Consider the following 16,881-nt stretch of genomic DNA (forward strand, 5'->3'; position numbering starts at 1 on the left):
GCTCATGGGTGAAAAAGAGGTTAGTGGCCTTTTTCCACGAGTCAGGTTTAAGCCTGATTTTCTGTCTAATTTATACCCCTTGGGGGTATATAGGACGCAACATACAATAAATTGAATCGACATGAAAGGAGCTGACATGATGGATAACTCAACGAATAAACCAATGGATAGATCATCTGAACGCACACCAATGCCACCTATGGCAGATGCACCAGGACTAAAGACAACACTGCACATCAAGGGCATGACCTGTGCTGCGTGTTCGACGCGAGTGGAGAAGGGATTGTCCCGTATGGAAGGGGTACAGCAGGCCAATGTGAACCTTGCCATCGAACAGGCAACTGTATCTTATGATCCAAAGACAACCAACGTGAATGCGTTGCGGGATAAAGTGGAGGCGCTTGGCTACGGTACGGTGACAGAATCGGTTGACCTGAACATCACAGGTATGACGTGTGCTGCCTGTTCTGCCCGGATTGAAAAAGGTCTTTCCCGACTACCGGGGGTATCTCAGGCGAATGTGAATCTGGCGCTGGAAACAGGGCATATCGAATATGCCGCTGGCGCACTCAAACCTTCGGATATTACCGCCAAGATCAAGCAGATGGGATACGGTGCTGAACTGCAATTGACGCAAGAAGAGACCACATCTGTTCGTGAACGTGAGCTGCAACGCAAAAAGTGGAAATGGATGATATCTGCGTTGTTATCGATTCCTTTGCTGTGGGCAATGGTGGGACATTTCTCGTTCACATCCGGAATCTATGTCCCTGAATTGTTTATGAACCCTTGGTTCCAGCTGATCTTAGCCACGCCGGTACAGTTCGTGATTGGGTGGCAGTTCTATGTGGGAGCATACAAAGCACTACGTAACCGTAGCGCCAATATGGACGTTCTCGTCGCATTAGGTACCAGCGCAGCATTTTTCTACAGTCTGTATCTGACGCTATCCAGTGGCTACTTACCTTCTACGGCGACGATGGATCATGGGGCGATGGGAACGAGCACAGCCGCCATGCCTTCGGTAGAACTCTATTATGAGACAAGTGCAATTCTGATTACGTTAATTTTACTTGGAAAATGGTTCGAAGCTGTGGCGAAAGGTCGCTCTTCACAGGCGATCAAAAGCCTGATTGAACTGGCTCCACGTGAAGCCCGTGTCATCCGTGACGGACAGGAAGTTATGGTTCCTGCCGCATATGTTGCGGTGGGTGATCTGATCCTGGTGAAGCCGGGCGATAGTATACCTGTGGACGGTATCGTTGAAGAAGGGCAATCCTCTGTAGATGAATCCATGCTAAGCGGAGAGAGCCTTCCCGTGGATAAAAAGCCGGGAGATAACGTTACAGGTGCTACGCTGAACAAAAATGGAGTATTACGACTGCGTGCGACCCGGGTGGGATCGGACACGGCTTTGTCCCAGATTATCAAAGTGGTGGAGCAAGCACAGGGCTCCAAAGCACCGATCCAGCGGATTGCAGACGTCATATCAGGCATATTTGTACCGATTGTCGTCGGTATTGCCGCGTTGACATTCTTGATCTGGTATCTGTTTGCAAGTCCGGGTGACTTCGCCGGTTCTCTTGAAAAAGCCATTGCTGTGTTGGTCATTGCCTGTCCATGTGCATTGGGGCTGGCAACGCCAACCTCCGTCATGGCTGGTTCAGGACGTGCGGCTGAATATGGCATTCTGTTTAAAGGCGGTGAACATCTGGAGTCGGCACAACAGATTCAGACCGTGGTACTCGACAAAACAGGTACAGTAACCCAAGGTAAACCAGTGCTTACCGATGTTATCACGGCTTCGGATTGGACGGAATCTGATCTGCTTGAGCGAGTGGGAGCCGCCGAACAGAGTTCCGAGCATCCGTTGGCAGAGGCGATTGTCGCGGGTATCCGTGCCAAGGGTCTGGAGCTCACCCCAACAGAGAAGTTCGAGAACATACCGGGATACGGCGTGCGAGCTTCAGCAAAAGGGCAGGAAATTCTGGTCGGCACGCGGCGTTTGCTTGCAGATGAACAGGTGAATGTCTCCGAGGAAACCGTTCAGCAGATGAACCGTCTGGAGGAACAAGGGCGTACAGCGATGCTGGTAGCGGTGGATGGTCAGTGGGCAGGGATCGTGGCTGTGGCTGACACCATCAAGGATACCTCTCGCGAAGCCATCGGTCGTCTTCAGGCGATGGGGATTGATGTCATCATGATTACGGGAGACAATGAACGAACTGCTCGCGCTGTAGCAGAACAGGCAGGGATCGGTAAAGTGCTGGCTGAGGTTCTGCCCGAAGGTAAAGCTGCGGAAGTGAAGAAACTTCAGGAGAGTGGCCTGAAAGTTGCGATGGTAGGTGACGGCATTAATGATGCTCCGGCACTCGCTACTGCTGATATTGGGATGGCCATCGGAACAGGAACGGATGTAGCGATGGAAGCGGCGGATATTACCTTGATGCGTGGTGATCTGAACAGCATTGCAGATGCGATTGAGATGAGCCGGCGCACGATGGGTAACATCAAACAAAACCTGTTCTGGGCACTCGGTTACAATGTTATTGGTATCCCAATTGCGGCAGTTGGCTTCTTGGCTCCATGGCTGGCAGGGGCGGCGATGGCGTTCAGCTCCGTGTCGGTTGTACTGAACGCACTGCGTCTGCAACGTATGAAACTGAACAGAAATGAATGACCGACCCTTGTATGGAGATATGTCCAACGTCTCATTGTAATAAAGTGAGGATAAATAAATGCGCGGTTCGCTGCGGCGGACCGCGTTTTTGTTGAGGAAAAACAGTTTGAGTCGCCAAGAAATTTCATCCTGAATCGCTGATCGTTGATATAGCTGATATAGATGTTCTTTCTCTAGGGGAAGAGGATACCATAATGCTCTTTTATGAAAATGGATCAATTGCATTCATGAATAAAGCTTACGTTTTCTGAATTTTTCAAAAATGAGTTGACAATATGGACATATTCAAATAAAATTTAAACGATCGTTTGATTCAAACAACTGTTTAAATCAAATTAGAACGATTTGAGTAATGGAGGACACCTTTTATGTTACAGGCTTTACGTACATTGTTTAAAAAACCGCCAGTGATTGTAGGGATCGTAACAGCACTTATGTTCCAAGTGATCTTTAGCGTGATCTGGATGACCGCATATTCTGGAGTAAATGACCGCACGAAAGAATTGACGGTGGCGATTGTGAACGAGGACGGTGAAATGTCCAAAGGAATAGCGGATTCGCTCGCAGGAACACTGCCTTTCCACACCGTATCCAATCTGAGTGCGGCTGAAGCGTTGGATCAGCTGAATCATCATCAAGTACACATGGTGCTGGATATCCCGGCTGGATTTAACGAATTGCTTCAAACGGCTGGCTCCACCGCTGAGATTAAATACACCATTAATGAAGCGAACCCGGTTACGATTAAAAGCATGATGCAAGGTGTATCACAAAGTGTGACAAACACGATTAACAAACAAGCTACAGCACAAGGGGTACAGACGGTATTGACCGCTTCAGGTGCGCCCGCGGATCAGGCTGCTGAAGCCGCTACAAACCTGACTACCCGAGTGGAAGGAACAACAACGTCCATCAACCCGGTTAACGGGATGAATAATCAGATGGTGCCAATGATGATGGTACTGGCTTCGTATGTAGGGGCCATGATTATGGGGATGAATCTCCAGACAGCGATGGGCATGTTGTCATCTACCTATTCACGTTTGACTTTGTTTGGCGCGAGAGTAGTCATTAACGTAGGTTCTGCATTGGTCGTTTCCCTGCTGGGATCATCACTGATCGTGGCGTTGGGCGGACAGATTGAACAAGGATTCGTCGCATTCTGGTTGTTCCAGGCGCTCTTCCTGTGTACGTTCATGTTCTTCTCCCAGTTTTTCCTGATCTGCTTTGGACCAGCAGGAAGTCTGTTCAACATCATCTCACTGTCCCTGCAACTGGTATCTTCCGGCGCAATGGTACCGCGTGAATTGCTCAACAGCTTCTATAGCGGCATTGGGCAGTACCTGCCTGCAACATACGCCGTTCAGGGTATTCTGAGCGTGCAGTTGGGAGGCCCAGGAGTACAATCCGCTGCAGGTTCCATCGTGATTGTACTGTTGGTTGCAGTTGCTTTATCATTGGTCGTGACATTGTTGAAAAAACAACGCATGCCAGCTATGGCTCCAAGCCCGGCTCAAGCACAGAACTAATACAACAGATGCATGTAATGGCTTCATAGATAGAACAAGCACCCCGATGATTTTCATCGGGGTGCTTGGTGTAATATAATAGACAGATGATTCGCTGGCTGCAGTCCTTGAGCTGGAGCGAATGAGATGAACGGACAAGAGGGAGCGGGACGGAATGACTGAACCGGAGTTGGATATCAAAATGAGGATATTGCTTGCAGCCAAGAAGCTTTTTGCACAGCAAGGGTATGACGGGACCAGTGTTCGTCAAATATGTGATGAGGCATGTGCCAATGTGTCGTTGGTGTCTTATCATTTTGGCGGCAAAGAAAAGGTGTTCGAAGCATTATTTGAGCATTTTTTTCCGGATCATATGATGAACTCGCTGGCTGAAGAGTCCATGTCCTCACCTGTCGAAGGTATCCGCCGAATTATTGGTGAAGTTGTGAAGTATACGATGACGGACCGGGAAATGAGCGATATTGTACAGCTTGAAATTACCCTGCGCACACATCGCACAGCTACCGTCTTTCGTTTCTTGGACCCCGTCTGGACCCGAGTTAGGGATCTCCTGCAAGAAGGAAAAGATCAGGGATTGTTCCAGATTGAGTCCGTATCTTATGCGATGCTTCAGGTTATGGGTGTGGCTTTGGCACACAAACGGGCCAAGAATTCACGATTTGGCTTTGATTATCAGGATATGAATACAGAGGAACTCGCCGCACAGACGGTAGAGTTCGTACTTCGAGGATTGGGAGTGAACAGCCATGAATGAAACCATTGAACTGATGATGAAACACCGCTCTGTACGCAAATTCAAGCCAGACCCGGTGAGTGATGAGCAACTTGCAGCTATCGTAGCGGCGGGTCAGATGGCTTCTTCTTCAAGTAGTGTGCAAGCCTATACCGTGATTGCTGTGACTGACTTAGAGCAGAAAGCCAAGCTTGCTGAATTGGCAGGCAATCAGGCCTACGTCAACGAATGTCCCGTGTTTCTCGTATGGTGTGCTGACCTATATCGACTGAGTGATGCTGCGAAACGTCATCTTCCCGAGAAGGAATCGTATGCCGATTCAACAGAGAATTTCATGGTAGCTACAATTGATGCCGCACTGGCTTCCCAGAATGCCGCTCTTGCAGCAGAGTCACTTGGATTCGGAATCGTATATATTGGCGGGCTGCGTACCCGGATTGAGGAAGTCGCTGAGCTGTTGGGATTACCGGAAGGGGTATATCCGGTGTACGGCATGTGCATTGGTGTTGCAGATCAGGAAACGGGAATTCGGCCACGTCTGCCACTGGATGCAGTTCTGCATCATAATCGTTATAATGCTGAGCAGAGCCTGCAAGGTGTTGAGCGCTACGATGAGACAACGACAGCGTACATGAAAGAACGGACCAATGGTGAACGAACGACTCCATGGTCCGAACTAATGGCGAAGCGCCTGACTGAGCCTACCCGGTTGCAAGTGAGACCGTTCCTGGAAGGCAAGGGATTTTTGAAGCGTTAAGTTAAGCCGTAGAAACGCTTCGTGTTCTGATAAAAGAGACGAGCGGCCCGCTCGGTTCCCATGCCAGTGATCTCACTCCATGCCTGAATGACCTGTCTGGTCATAGCCGGGTGTGTCAATCGTCCCTGAAACGGCCCTTCGAAGGGCCAGGGTCCGTCGGTCTCGGCCATGACTTGTTCTGCTGGATATTGCCGGGCGAGTTCACGAATCTCTTCTTCATAATGAATATCCGGCGTGAAGGAGATGAAATAGCCGTTATCCGCCATGCGCCTTACGGTTTCGCTAGATCCTTTGAACCAGTGGAAATGGGCGCGTTGGAACTGATATTGCTCCAGTAGATCACAGACGATATCTGCATCTTCGTATATCGCATGAAGGACAAGCGGTTTGTTGTGCTTTTTGGCAAGCTGGATGAAACGTTCAAGTAGCTCGATGTACCCTCTCTGATCAAAGCGCTGCCCTGCCTGCTCAGCCTCCAGACGATTGTAATAGGGAAGGCCGACTTCTCCTATGGCTGTAGCTTGTCCCATATGCTTCTCAATCCATTGAAAGAACAGGTCCATTTCTGCAACGGACGGCAGTTCCTGCTCCGGATGAAAACCGAAGGCCGGATAGATGGTGCGGGGATGTTGCTTTGCAAGCTCCAGATTGGCCTGGGCAGAAGCGAGGCTCATGGACACGGCAATGACTGCCTCGACCTGCTGAGACGGGAAAGATAACAGCATCTCGCGTTGTTCGTCAGGGGCATACTGATCCAAGTGAATATGAGCATCAATCAGTGGTGCGAATGCTTGAGAATGCATGAGGGGATTCCTCCTTGTGTGTTCATATATATTTTAATTATGGTGCGTGAGATTTCTTGTAATAGATCACCCATTAAAGGAAAATGATAACTTTAAAGACCCGCACTATTAAGATAGGCGGGTTTTCTGCTGTTCTTCTCTCATCCACTGTGCAATCTGTCGTTTACGTTCCAGAAAAGCGGATTCTTCTGTATTTTCTTCTCGTCTTGGGCGATCAAAAGGAACATGTACCTCGTGCAACACGGTTGCAGGTCGGTTGGATAACACATAGACCCGATCCGCAAGCAGCAATGCTTCTTCGATATTGTGGGTGATGAACAGAACCGAGCGGCGGTTCTGTTCCCAGATATCGAGCAGCCAGCGCTGCATGTCACTACGTGTCAGTGCATCCAGCGCGCTGAAGGGTTCGTCCAGCAGCATCAGCTCCTGCGGACTGAGCAGGGCGCGCAGGAATGCAGCACGCTGCTGCATTCCGCCCGACAGCATATGTGGGTATGCCTGTTCGAATCCGGCAAGACCCACGCTGCTTAACCATTTTCGAGCCTCCGCAAGTGCTTCGGCCCGAGGGGGAGCATTTGTGGCTACTTCACCAGCAAGCAGTACATTGTCTTCAATGGTACGCCAAGGGAAAAGGGCAGGCTGTTGTGGCATATAACTAATCTTGCCACGCTGTCCCGTTACATTCTGACCGTTCATCAGCACTTGGCCTTCCTGTGGCTTCAGCAGACCGCCGATGATATGGAACAGGGTGCTTTTGCCACAGCCGGATGGCCCAACGATAGCGACAAACTCGCCTTGCTCGACAGTCAGGGACAGGCCGTTCAGAACCGGTAGCCTGCTCCGTCGTTCGCGGAATGAGGCGTGAACATCAACGACGTCCAGTGCAGACGGAACTGGAGCAGAAGCAGGATTGGCAGGTTGGTCGGGGGTAACCGGGTGAAGCTTTTCACCGTGCTTTGGCTCCATTGTGCGTGCTCCTCGTCCAGGCTGGACTTGTTCCTCCTGTTGCTGATTCATATGGTCATCACTTCCTAATATACAGATTACATCTTCTTATTTACTCGTCGTCGCAGCTTCACCTTGTGGGATGTGCATACGTGTTGTTCACAACTACTATGGCATCATGCCACAAGGTGAAGCTGCTTGGTATATCCACACATTTATACTACCGCTTCTGTGGACGCCAGCGCACGAGCAGCTTCTCCAGCAGTGCAATGAGCAGGAAGAGCAGCAAGCTGAGCGCTACAATAATCATGATTGCCACGAATAAACGATCCGTGCGGTAAGCTGACTTTTGCAGCATCATATAATAACCAATGCCCTTGTCTGCACCAATCCATTCGGCGATGATGGCACCCATCACGCTATAGGTAGCGGCGATTTTGACACCGGAGAATACGGATGGCAGCGCATGGGGGAGCTCCAGCTTCCAGAAGATCTGGTGACGTTTGGCACCAGCCATGCGCATATAGTTCATCATGGCCGCATCGGTGCGGGTCAAGCCGTCCATGGCCGCCACTGCAACGGGGAAGAAGCAGACCAGAATGATCGTAATCAGCTTGGGCAGCAGCCCGAATCCGAACCAGATTAGCAGGAGCGGCGCGAGCGCGATGGTCGGGATATTTTGACTAAGAATAAGTAAAGGATACAGGGCCGACTTGAGAAAAGGGACCAAATGCAGCACCATCGCAATCAGCAATCCAACCGCCGTGCCAGCCGCGAATCCGATCAGCGTTAACTGAATGGTTGCGGAGGCGTGCATGCCAAGTCGCTCGGCCTGGGATGCCGCTTCGCGGGCGATGTCGGACGGTGCAGGCAGCATCCATTTCTCGATATGGAACAGGGAAACGCCCCCCTGCCATATCGCTATAAAGAGAATAACCGCCACAAAGGGCGGCCATACATTTTTCCAATAGGCATGCATTAGCGATATTTCTCCGTCAGGGTGTCCATGCTGAAGCCGGCAGGGCTATGGGCAATCTTGATTTGGGAGATGATGCTTGGGCTGCCAGCTTCCACGAGTACCTCGTGCATCTTGCGGACAACCTCCAGCAGTTCCTCCAGTTCCCCCTCCATCGTGGTGTCGAGCGGGTTCACCTGGTACTTCAGGCCGGATTGCTGAATGACTTCGATGGCACGATCTACGTAAGGGTAAGAGTTCTCGCCATTTGGCGTTTTGGGAATAACTTGAATGCTAAGTAGTGTGCTTGCCATGAGAGATCACTTTTCCTTTCGGGTTGGGTTATATAAGCTGAACCTAGGGAATGTACACTTTACCACTTCGATTGCAGTACCCTCTTCCGATCGCTGTTATCCCCAGATTTCTTCAATCCATTTTCAATGGGGAAATCCGGGGATAAAGGCGAACACTTTGTTTCTTCAGATGGGTTCTGCACTCTTCGTTCTTGTGTACATAAATGTCAACTTAACAGTTAGATTTTATTGGGGTAAGAACTCGTTCGTATATGCCTTGCTCACATCGATCTGTTCATCCAGCAGTTTTTTGCTAAACATCCAGTCGGTGTAGTTCTGCCACACATCCTGTTTTTGTTCTCCCCAACGCGGGGCGTCATCCGTGTACTTGGGACTAAGCCACTTCTGGCTTGCCAGCACCAATTCCTTATCCAGATCCGGTACGGCCTTGATCAGAATGTTGGCTGCGTCTTCGGGATGATCAATCGCATACTGATATCCTTCGGAAGTGGCCTTCAGGAATGCTTTCACCAACTCAGGGTCGTTTTGGATCGTCTGCTCGTTCGTTACGAGTACAGGCGTGTAGTAATCCAGTGCATCTGAATAATCCTTTACATATAACATATCGATCGGTTCCCCGCGCAGTTCGGCTTCAATACCTGTCCAGGCGTAGAAAATCCACGCGAAGTCAATGTCCCGTTTCACTGCGGTGAAAAAGTCGGCGTCACCCATGTTAATATTTTTCACTTTGGATACATCGGCACCTTCGCCTTCCATGATGGATTGCATCACAGCTTCTTCTACAGGGGAACCCCAACCGCCATAGGTTTTGCCTTCAAAATCTTTCGGTGACTTAATATTCCGATCCGCCGGAGCAGCGAACCCGGATGTATTATGCTGAATAACGGCTGCAATGGAGACAAGTGGAACACCCTGTGTGCGGGCTTGAGTTACACTTTCCTGATAGCTTACGCCAAAAGGCACTTCATTGGAGGCAACCATCGTATCTGCACCCCCGGCACCTGGTTGAACAATCTCAACGTTCAAGCCTTCAGCCTTGTAAAAACCTTGATCTACGGCCGCATACAGGCCCGTATGATTCGTATTCGGTGTCCAGTCGAGCACGACTTTAATATCTTTCAGTGCGGCAGTTTCACCTTCGTTGCTGCTTTCTGTATTGGTGTTGCCGTTCTGTCCTGCCGGGGCAGCTTCTTTGCCGCCACATGCGGCTACAGTCACCACAAGCAAACATAAGAGCAACAACCCCATCGTTTTACGCCATTTCATCTGTGATTCTCTCCTTCGGTATGTCCGGCCGAGTGGCACGGGGTACTCCTTGGCTTCATATCCAATCATCTTGCATAAATCGACAGATTTATACCAGTTGAGATCCGGATGACGTTATTTTAAACGTAAGTAAAACGTCCATCGATGTCATTCGAAGAAGCCAGACCGCGTTTAGCGGAAGTTTTCTTGCCATATCAGGAAGGTCCTGCTTCGTAGCTTATACTTTCTGATAATAACAAAAAAAGCGTCCCGTAATCCGGGACGCGTGCAGGCGTTAGAGAGGTGGCGTTCAGCCATAGGGCTGTGCCAATTCGATATACTCCGATTCCTACGCTGGCATGATCCAGATCAGGTCTAAGGGTTAGTATCTTGGTGGGATACACTCTCAGCCGGCCAATTCCGACTCCCCTGGGAAACTATGAAGTTACGGGCATTACTAGGTGTAATTATAGGCCAGCGGGTGGAACGTGTCCAGTCAGGAACTGGATAGAGTGCGGTCGGAGTGGAGCATGCAATCCATCAAAGGAATTACACAGGTCATTATTTAACCGTCCTAATGGTCCACACACCAGCTGATGTACTTAACGTTGGAAAAATTCGATCCATTCTTTCTCCGGACCATAGATGAAGAAATAGCGGTAACCGTTAGGCAGTGTAATAATCTCTCCATCGATAAATTCGGCTTCTGTGCCTTGAATGCGTTGGTATTCTGCTTCAAGGTCATCTACGCGGATGGCAAAATGGTGCACGGTTCCTTCCGCAGGTAGTTTGTCGCTGTACCCTTGAATTAACTCAATCTCTGTCTCGTTACTTCCATTGAAGCCGAGGAAGGCAAGCTGAATGACGCCGTTGGTATGCGTTACCCGGTCCTTCAGTTCCAATCCAACAACTTCCGTATAGAAACGGAGTGTGGTATCCAGATCACGAACGGCAATGCCGACGTGGTCAATGCGCTTTTGAAAACTCATCGTCAAAATCCCCTTATATAGTGAATTTTACTACCATTTTACTGGATATCATAGGGCTGTACTACGGGGTTGTCAAATCGGATTTTACTTTGGAAAAATCATAAATGTTCACTTATATGTACAGGAATGTCGTAGTCATGATGTTCTTCAATCTATGGCACAGTGGATTACTCGGTAAGATGTCCCTGCTTGAAATACTGGCGCTCCTCTATCAGTTAATTATTCTGGGGCCACTCGTACGATATGTATTCGGTAAATTCATCAAGGGCAAAGATGTAGTCCTGCCTTTCGTTAATAAAAGTGTCTGATTCAACTAGATCCAAAGTATTTCCTGGGCAATCTTGCAAAAGAATAGTGCTATAAAAAAATGTCCGTTGCCAAGTCATAACGGTAGACATTTTCATTTATTAAATAGGCCATTCTAACAATCAAGTATGGATGAATGCAAAACTGTTAAGTCGCAGAATCCACCGCATGTTTGTTCTGCCATTGATACGTGATCAGGCCTCCCCTTTTACCGAAGCGTCTGTTCAGCCATGGAGATAACGATACACCACCCAGGAATCCGGCAAATTGAGCGAAGATCAGCGTCCCGCCCTGGCTATAATCTTTGCCGTAATGTTCAAGTGCAACCGGTAGAATGGAACCGAGCACAACGTGGGCAAGTCCAATGAGGAAATAGGACAGACATCCGATCCAAAGTAACTTTTTCATAAAGAACTCCTTCTACTTATATAAGCAATGTGTCATGTATATGCAATGTATATGCATTGAGTACCCCTACGCAGATGAAATTGCGCAGACAAGAATCTATCATAACAGCACATGTCAAGTTGTGCACACGAGTGTTGCAATTCTGACGAAGGTTCGTATATACTGAGACACAACAATTACAGATCGGACCATGCCGTTGAAGAGCATCCAACTCGGAGGCGTTTTCGCCAGGGGAGCGATATTTCCCCAAGTTAACCGGAACCGCCCGTTATCGCGGACCAAGAGGCTGGAAGCAGGATATCCTGATTCAGCAAGTTGGGTGGCACCGCGAGCAGAGCGCTCCTCGTCCCAAGGGATGAGGGCGCTCTTTGTATTTTTACAGCCAAAGGAGACGGTGACCATGTTGGACATGAAGTGGATTCGGGCACATGCAGAAGAGGTTCAGGCGGCAGCAGACGGGAAAAAAATCAAGATTAGTATTCGTACATTGCTGGAGCGGGATGAAGAACGCAGAGCGCTTTTGCAGGAATCAGAAGAAGGTCGCAGATTGCGCAATACGTTATCCGCGGATATTGGCAGGCTCATGCAAGCCGGGAATCGGGAACAGGCCGAGGGTTTGCGGGCTCAGGTGAAGCAGCTTAATGAACAGTTGGAACATGTGGAAGCTAGGCTTGCCCCTGTGCAGGAGGAAGTAACCAAGCTGCAATGGCTGGTGCCCAATATCGTATCCTTGGATACCCCCCATGGCTCGTCGGATGCGGATAATGTGGAGCTGAGACGTGTGGGAGAGGTGCCAACGTTTGAGTATGACACCAAAGATCACGTGGAACTTGGGGAACTGCACGATCTGATCGACATTACGCGCGGGGTGAAGATTGGCGGGACACGAAGCTATGTATTGAAGGGAGCAGGCCTGTTGTTGCATCGGGCTGTACAGCAACTTGCGCTTGATTTGCTGCTGAAGCACGGGTTTACACCGATGGAAGTCCCTCTGATGGTCCGGGAGGATGCACTGTTGAACACTGGTTTCTTCCCAACCGGTCGAGATCAGGTCTATGAACTCGAAGGGGAGAACAAGTGGCTGGTGGGGACTTCTGAAGTGCCACTGGTTTCATATTATGCAGATGAGATCGTCGATGTGGAAGAGCCGGTGAAGCTGGCTACGGTATCGACGTGTTTCCGCAGTGAGGTGGGCTCCGGCGGACGTGATGTACGCGGATTATACCGTGTGCATCAGTTTGCCAAAGTCGAGCAGGTCATTCTCTGTGCCCCTGATGCGGAAGAATCGGAGCGCATGTTGCAAGAGATTACGGGACACGCGGAGGAATTGCTGCAATTACTGGAACTGCCGTATCGTGTTGTCGCTGTATGTACCGGAGATATGTCGCAGAAAACGTACAAACAGTATGACATCGAGACCTGGATGCCAAGCCGCGGTGCATATGGAGAAACTCATTCGTCGTCGAATCTGCATGATTTTCAGGCTCGACGTTCGAATATTCGTTGCCTGGATGCCGAAGGCAAGTTGGCCTATTGTCACACGCTGAATAATACGGCGGTGGCATCGCCGCGTATCCTGATTCCGTTACTTGAGAACCATCAGCAGGAGGATGGAAGCATTCGCATTCCGGCAGCCCTGCGGCCCTATATGGGCGGTGCCGAGAGCTTGATTTTGCCAGAGCAGGATGCAGTGAAGTAGAGAAGATAGGTAACGCTTTAGGAAGTGAAGAATCAGCAAAGGAACCCCTTGACCGGGGTTCCTTCTAATTAAACATATGATCTGTTACCCACTGGTACTCTTGTTCAAGTCGAGCTGCCAATTTGGGATCTTCTTCGGCTGCAACTTTTCTCATGTATGTTAAATCAATCGTATCAAATTGACTGTAAATCAGGTATCGTGCCCACTCCAAGCTTCGGGCATCTGTCCAGTACTCGGAGGCTCTCAATCGATCCAAAATAAGGTCGTCTATTCCAATTACGTAACAGTAGCCTTCAGGTGTTAATAATTTGATAATCTTGTCTTTTGAACCTTCCAGTGTATCAGAAGGTATTTCGATAGGGATGTCCATTTCGGAGACATAATAATGTCTTCCTTCGTGAACGAAACCCAGATGATCAAATAAACTTCGGGCCAAATCATCTCTGATCATGACCAGATCAACATCAGCGGTCTTGTAACTTCCAGAAGTGTATAGTTCAACAGCATGTCCTCCAACAATAATGGCTGGATCTGCATCTAATTCATCAAGAATAGGAGTAATAATACCCATCACATAGAACTCTTTTAAATCACTTTTAGTCACATCTGCTGCAAGTTCCTTCAATTTTCGTTTAGCCCATTTAATTCTTTCCTGCATTTCTGGTGTTTGAATACGTTCCATGGTTCACCTATATTCTTTAACGCAGCTTCCATTCACGCTCGTTAATGATTTCAATTTGTCCAGATTCAAGGGCTTTTTTGAAACGATTGCGGGCTGTTTTCATCAATAGAACCATTTCGTCTTCAGGACGAATTTTGGTGGATGTCGAAGTGACGATAGCTTTCATACGTTTACGGTTATTTTTAGGTGAAACCATATCAAGCAAATTCTTTTCGATCATACAATATCCCACCCCATTTTTTAGGTTTATTAAAACAGTATTACGCGACCTTCCCATATTATACAATGAAAATTATGAAATTGTTCCAAGACTCTCACTTACGACATTCAACTTTATGCAATTCGTATCCGATATAATATAATAGAAGTAAAATATTGGATTATGGGAGATGGAAATTGAAATGAATAGAATCAAACTGGCGCTTCGAGGCATGCTTGCTCTAATTATGGCAATAACAATACTGGTTCCTTCGTTGGCCTTGGCGGCTACAGGTGATGTGACATCGATTGAAATCACGAATAGCAGCCCGCAGAAGATGAGTGTATCCGAGACGGCTACCCTTCAGGTTATGGCAACGGTAGAAGGTTTTGATAACAAGCAGGATGTTACTGCAGGTGTGACATGGTCCACCAGTAATGCAGCGGTTGCGACGATGGTGAAAGGCAAAGTCAAGGCTGTAGCCGCTGGCGAAGCAACCATTTATGCAAAGGTAGACGGGGCAAAAGCCCAGTTGGTTGTCCAGGTGCAGGAGAAGATCAAAAGCATCAAAGCTTCACCGAAATCCTATAGTTTTGTTAAAGGTAGCGAAAGTACTCTTCCCAAAGTAAGCATTATACGTGCGAATGGTAAGGAAGAGGATGTGACGTCTGAGATTGTGTGGTCCGTATCCACTTCTTCGGCTGTGCTGGAAAACGGTAAAATCAAAGGCGTTACGCCTGGCAGAGTATTGCTGCAAGGCAAGTACGGAACAACGATTGTGAAAGTCCCCGTTGCAGTAACGGACGAGATTACCAAAGTCGAGGTTACACCTGCCTCAATGCAGTTGAACATCAAGAAGTCCAAGGCGTTGAAGGTCATCGGCACCTACGCAAACGGTAAAACGATCAACCTTTCGAAACAAGTGATATGGACCTCTTCCAATACAAATGTAGCTATCGTGAAAAATGGAGCCGTCAAGACACTGTCAGAAGGACAAGCGACCTTGACAGGAACTTATCAAAATCAGACAATAAAGGCAGAGGTGACCGTTGTACCTTTGCTCAAAAAGCTGATTACAGGCCAGAAAAAACTGGTCTTGTCTCCACAGGGAAGTACAACGCTGAGTGTGATGGCCCAGTATGATACGGGCAAAACGACTGTTGTGACCAACAGTGCGGTGTGGAGCAGCACAAAGCCGAGCGTAGCGACAGTAACCAATGGCAAGATCGTGGCTGTAGGCAAAGGTAAAACGTCCATCACGGCCAAGTGGGGAAACAAAAAAGTGACGATCCCTGTGACGGTAAAATAAATATTTATATAATGAAGTGCTTTGCATCAATTCAAAGATAAAATCAGTACATGACACGTTAAAATCATCAAGGTAATAGACAACCAAGGGGCGTAGACATACGCTCCTTTTTTGGATATATAGAAATCAATATAAATTGAACTAAACATTTACACAAAACGGAGAGGACAGAAAGGACCTGAAGAAGCGGAGCGTTCGCCTTTATCCCCGGATTTCCCCTTTATAAAAGGAATCAAAAAAATCTGGGGATAACAGCGATCGGAAGGTTGTTCTGTCATCGGAGTGTGCAGTGTAAATATTCTTTAGTTCAATTTATATCGCGAGATCAAGGAGGGAGCATGTTAATGAAAGATCCAATGCAACCGGAAAACTGGCCTGCCTGGGCGACAGAGACGGTAGAGATTGCTCCGGCCAACCCCAATTGGGACGCACAGGCTCAGGAAGAAATCCGGCAACTCAAACGTCTTCTACAGCAGTTTAATATCCATCAATTCGAACATATCGGAAGCACGTCCATTCCAGGGTTACCCGCCAAACCCATTATTGATCTGATGGCAGAGGTACAGTCATGGGACGATATGGATCTGATTGGGGACCAGTTGAATCCGGTGGGCTGGAACTACGTTCCTCCAGAACTGGATGGACGGGAATACAGACGATTCTGGGTCAGGGTCAAGGATGGCAAGAGAGCTGTACACCTTCATCTGATGCGCCCGGGAGAAGAACGCTGGGATCGTCAAATTCGGTTTCGGGATGTGCTGAGAAAACGCCCAGATCTGGTGAAAGCCTACGCCGTCCTGAAGACGAAGCTTGCTGATGAGAACAAGGAAGATAGGGAATCGTATACCGCTGCCAAAACGCAATTTATTTTACAAGTGCTGGATGAAGGCGTGTGATTGATTGAAAAGCGTACTTATCAGAGAAAGGCTGATCTATTTCTTCGCAGTCATGATGACCATGGCGGCAGGATCCAGACACTTTGGTGAACGATTGCCGGGTTGGGTGCATGAACATTTCGGAGACGCATGTTGGGCGGGCATGATTTATTTCGGAGTACGCATGGTGTGGTCTCATCGCAGCTTGGTATGGGCGATGTGTTTGAGCTGTGTATTCAGCTGGATGATTGAGTTCTCGCAGTTGATTCAGACGCCTGGGCTGATTGAGATACGCTCTACCGTATTAGGTGCTCTTATGCTGGGACATGGGTTTCTGGTGATCGATCTGATTCGATATACGGTCGGTATTCTGTGCATGGCTATGATAGATCGTTATTTCCTGAGAAATAAGATGGCTGGATCATGAACTCAAGTGAATCATGGAGGTGTGCT

General features: G+C 48.5%; 17 protein-coding genes, 1 pseudogene and 1 riboswitch. Of the genes and pseudogenes, 9 read left to right on the top strand and 9 right to left on the bottom strand.

Annotation, left to right across the window (positions count from 1 at the left end):
* The first annotated feature begins 190 nt into the window (after nucleotides 1–190).
* The 4 genes from J7E78_RS01865 (at nucleotide 191) to nfsA (ending at nucleotide 5,699) form a co-directional block, all read left to right on the top strand.
* Complete coding sequence (locus tag J7E78_RS01865) at nucleotides 191–2,680, top strand: heavy metal translocating P-type ATPase (RefSeq protein WP_397330448.1); 2,490 nt, start codon at nucleotides 191–193, stop codon at nucleotides 2,678–2,680.
* A 368-nt stretch (nucleotides 2,681–3,048) separates the two neighbouring features.
* Nucleotides 3,049–4,209, top strand: coding sequence for a YhgE/Pip domain-containing protein (locus J7E78_RS01870; protein WP_215074664.1), 1,161 nt, complete (start codon nucleotides 3,049–3,051; stop codon nucleotides 4,207–4,209).
* Nucleotides 4,210–4,363: 154 nt separating this feature from the next.
* The gene (locus tag J7E78_RS01875) at nucleotides 4,364–4,963 is read left to right on the top strand and encodes a TetR family transcriptional regulator (RefSeq protein ID WP_215074665.1); all 600 of its coding nucleotides are present in this window, start codon (nucleotides 4,364–4,366) and stop codon (nucleotides 4,961–4,963) included.
* Nucleotides 4,956–5,699 (top strand): oxygen-insensitive NADPH nitroreductase, encoded by a 744-nt coding sequence (gene nfsA / locus J7E78_RS01880; protein WP_215074666.1) that lies wholly within the window; start codon nucleotides 4,956–4,958, stop codon nucleotides 5,697–5,699. Before J7E78_RS01875 ends, nfsA begins: the two co-directional genes overlap by 8 nt.
* Here the strand turns inward: nfsA and J7E78_RS01885 are convergent.
* The 6 genes from J7E78_RS01885 to J7E78_RS01910 all read right to left on the bottom strand — a co-directional run bounded on the left by J7E78_RS01885 (nucleotide 5,696) and on the right by J7E78_RS01910 (nucleotide 10,950).
* Nucleotides 5,696–6,502, bottom strand: coding sequence for a TatD family hydrolase (locus tag J7E78_RS01885; protein WP_215074667.1), 807 nt, complete (start codon nucleotides 6,500–6,502; stop codon nucleotides 5,696–5,698). The two genes, nfsA and J7E78_RS01885, sit on opposite strands and share 4 nt — an antisense overlap.
* Before the next feature lie 108 nt (nucleotides 6,503–6,610).
* Nucleotides 6,611–7,519 (bottom strand): ABC transporter ATP-binding protein, encoded by a 909-nt coding sequence (locus J7E78_RS01890; RefSeq protein ID WP_215074668.1) that lies wholly within the window; start codon nucleotides 7,517–7,519, stop codon nucleotides 6,611–6,613.
* Between the two features lie 148 nt (nucleotides 7,520–7,667).
* The gene (locus J7E78_RS01895; RefSeq protein WP_215074669.1) at nucleotides 7,668–8,426 is read right to left on the bottom strand and encodes an ABC transporter permease; all 759 of its coding nucleotides are present in this window, start codon (nucleotides 8,424–8,426) and stop codon (nucleotides 7,668–7,670) included.
* A complete protein-coding gene (locus tag J7E78_RS01900; RefSeq protein WP_091018435.1) occupies nucleotides 8,426–8,716 on the bottom strand; it encodes a thiamine-binding protein in 291 nt (96 codons plus the stop codon). The genes J7E78_RS01895 and J7E78_RS01900 overlap by 1 nt, the downstream gene beginning before the upstream one ends.
* 225 nt (nucleotides 8,717–8,941) lie before the next feature.
* Nucleotides 8,942–9,982 (bottom strand): ABC transporter substrate-binding protein, encoded by a 1,041-nt coding sequence (locus J7E78_RS01905; protein ID WP_215074670.1) that lies wholly within the window; start codon nucleotides 9,980–9,982, stop codon nucleotides 8,942–8,944.
* Nucleotides 9,983–10,289: 307 nt separating this feature from the next.
* Nucleotides 10,290–10,402, bottom strand: a riboswitch (TPP riboswitch).
* A 161-nt stretch (nucleotides 10,403–10,563) separates the two neighbouring features.
* Entirely contained in the window at nucleotides 10,564–10,950 is a 387-nt protein-coding gene (locus J7E78_RS01910) for a VOC family protein (RefSeq protein WP_215074671.1), read from the bottom strand.
* Between the two features lie 137 nt (nucleotides 10,951–11,087).
* Between J7E78_RS01910 and J7E78_RS01915 the strand changes: the two genes are divergently transcribed.
* Nucleotides 11,088–11,258: a hypothetical protein gene (locus J7E78_RS01915; protein ID WP_251034753.1), complete on the top strand. Its 171-nt coding sequence runs from the start codon at nucleotides 11,088–11,090 to the stop codon at nucleotides 11,256–11,258.
* A gap of 190 nt (nucleotides 11,259–11,448) precedes the next feature.
* Here J7E78_RS01915 and J7E78_RS01920 read toward each other — a convergent pair.
* Nucleotides 11,449–11,664, bottom strand: a pseudogene (locus J7E78_RS01920) (MFS transporter); the annotation flags it as partial.
* Nucleotides 11,665–12,064: 400 nt separating this feature from the next.
* Here J7E78_RS01920 and serS point away from each other — a divergent pair.
* Nucleotides 12,065–13,363, top strand: a complete 1,299-nt coding sequence (gene serS, locus J7E78_RS01925) for a serine--tRNA ligase (protein WP_215074673.1) — start codon at nucleotides 12,065–12,067, stop codon at nucleotides 13,361–13,363.
* A 64-nt stretch (nucleotides 13,364–13,427) separates the two neighbouring features.
* Here serS and J7E78_RS01930 read toward each other — a convergent pair whose 3' ends face one another.
* Complete coding sequence (locus J7E78_RS01930; RefSeq protein WP_215074674.1) at nucleotides 13,428–14,045, bottom strand: hypothetical protein; 618 nt, start codon at nucleotides 14,043–14,045, stop codon at nucleotides 13,428–13,430.
* A gap of 16 nt (nucleotides 14,046–14,061) precedes the next feature.
* Nucleotides 14,062–14,265 (bottom strand): hypothetical protein, encoded by a 204-nt coding sequence (locus J7E78_RS01935; protein WP_076253873.1) that lies wholly within the window; start codon nucleotides 14,263–14,265, stop codon nucleotides 14,062–14,064.
* A gap of 181 nt (nucleotides 14,266–14,446) precedes the next feature.
* Here J7E78_RS01935 and J7E78_RS01940 point away from each other — a divergent pair, with 181 nt between their 5' ends.
* The 3 genes from J7E78_RS01940 (at nucleotide 14,447) to J7E78_RS01950 (ending at nucleotide 16,855) form a co-directional block, all read left to right on the top strand.
* Nucleotides 14,447–15,553, top strand: coding sequence for an Ig-like domain-containing protein (locus J7E78_RS01940; RefSeq protein WP_215074675.1), 1,107 nt, complete (start codon nucleotides 14,447–14,449; stop codon nucleotides 15,551–15,553).
* Between the two features lie 344 nt (nucleotides 15,554–15,897).
* Nucleotides 15,898–16,449, top strand: a complete 552-nt coding sequence (locus J7E78_RS01945) for a GrpB family protein (protein ID WP_215074676.1) — start codon at nucleotides 15,898–15,900, stop codon at nucleotides 16,447–16,449.
* A 4-nt stretch (nucleotides 16,450–16,453) separates the two neighbouring features.
* Nucleotides 16,454–16,855: a ribosomal maturation YjgA family protein gene (locus J7E78_RS01950; RefSeq protein ID WP_215074677.1), complete on the top strand. Its 402-nt coding sequence runs from the start codon at nucleotides 16,454–16,456 to the stop codon at nucleotides 16,853–16,855.
* The last annotated feature ends 26 nt before the right edge of the window (nucleotides 16,856–16,881 follow it).

The sequence above is a fragment of the Paenibacillus polymyxa genome (assembly GCF_018614975.1).
Taxonomy (GTDB): domain Bacteria; phylum Bacillota; class Bacilli; order Paenibacillales; family Paenibacillaceae; genus Paenibacillus; species Paenibacillus polymyxa_E.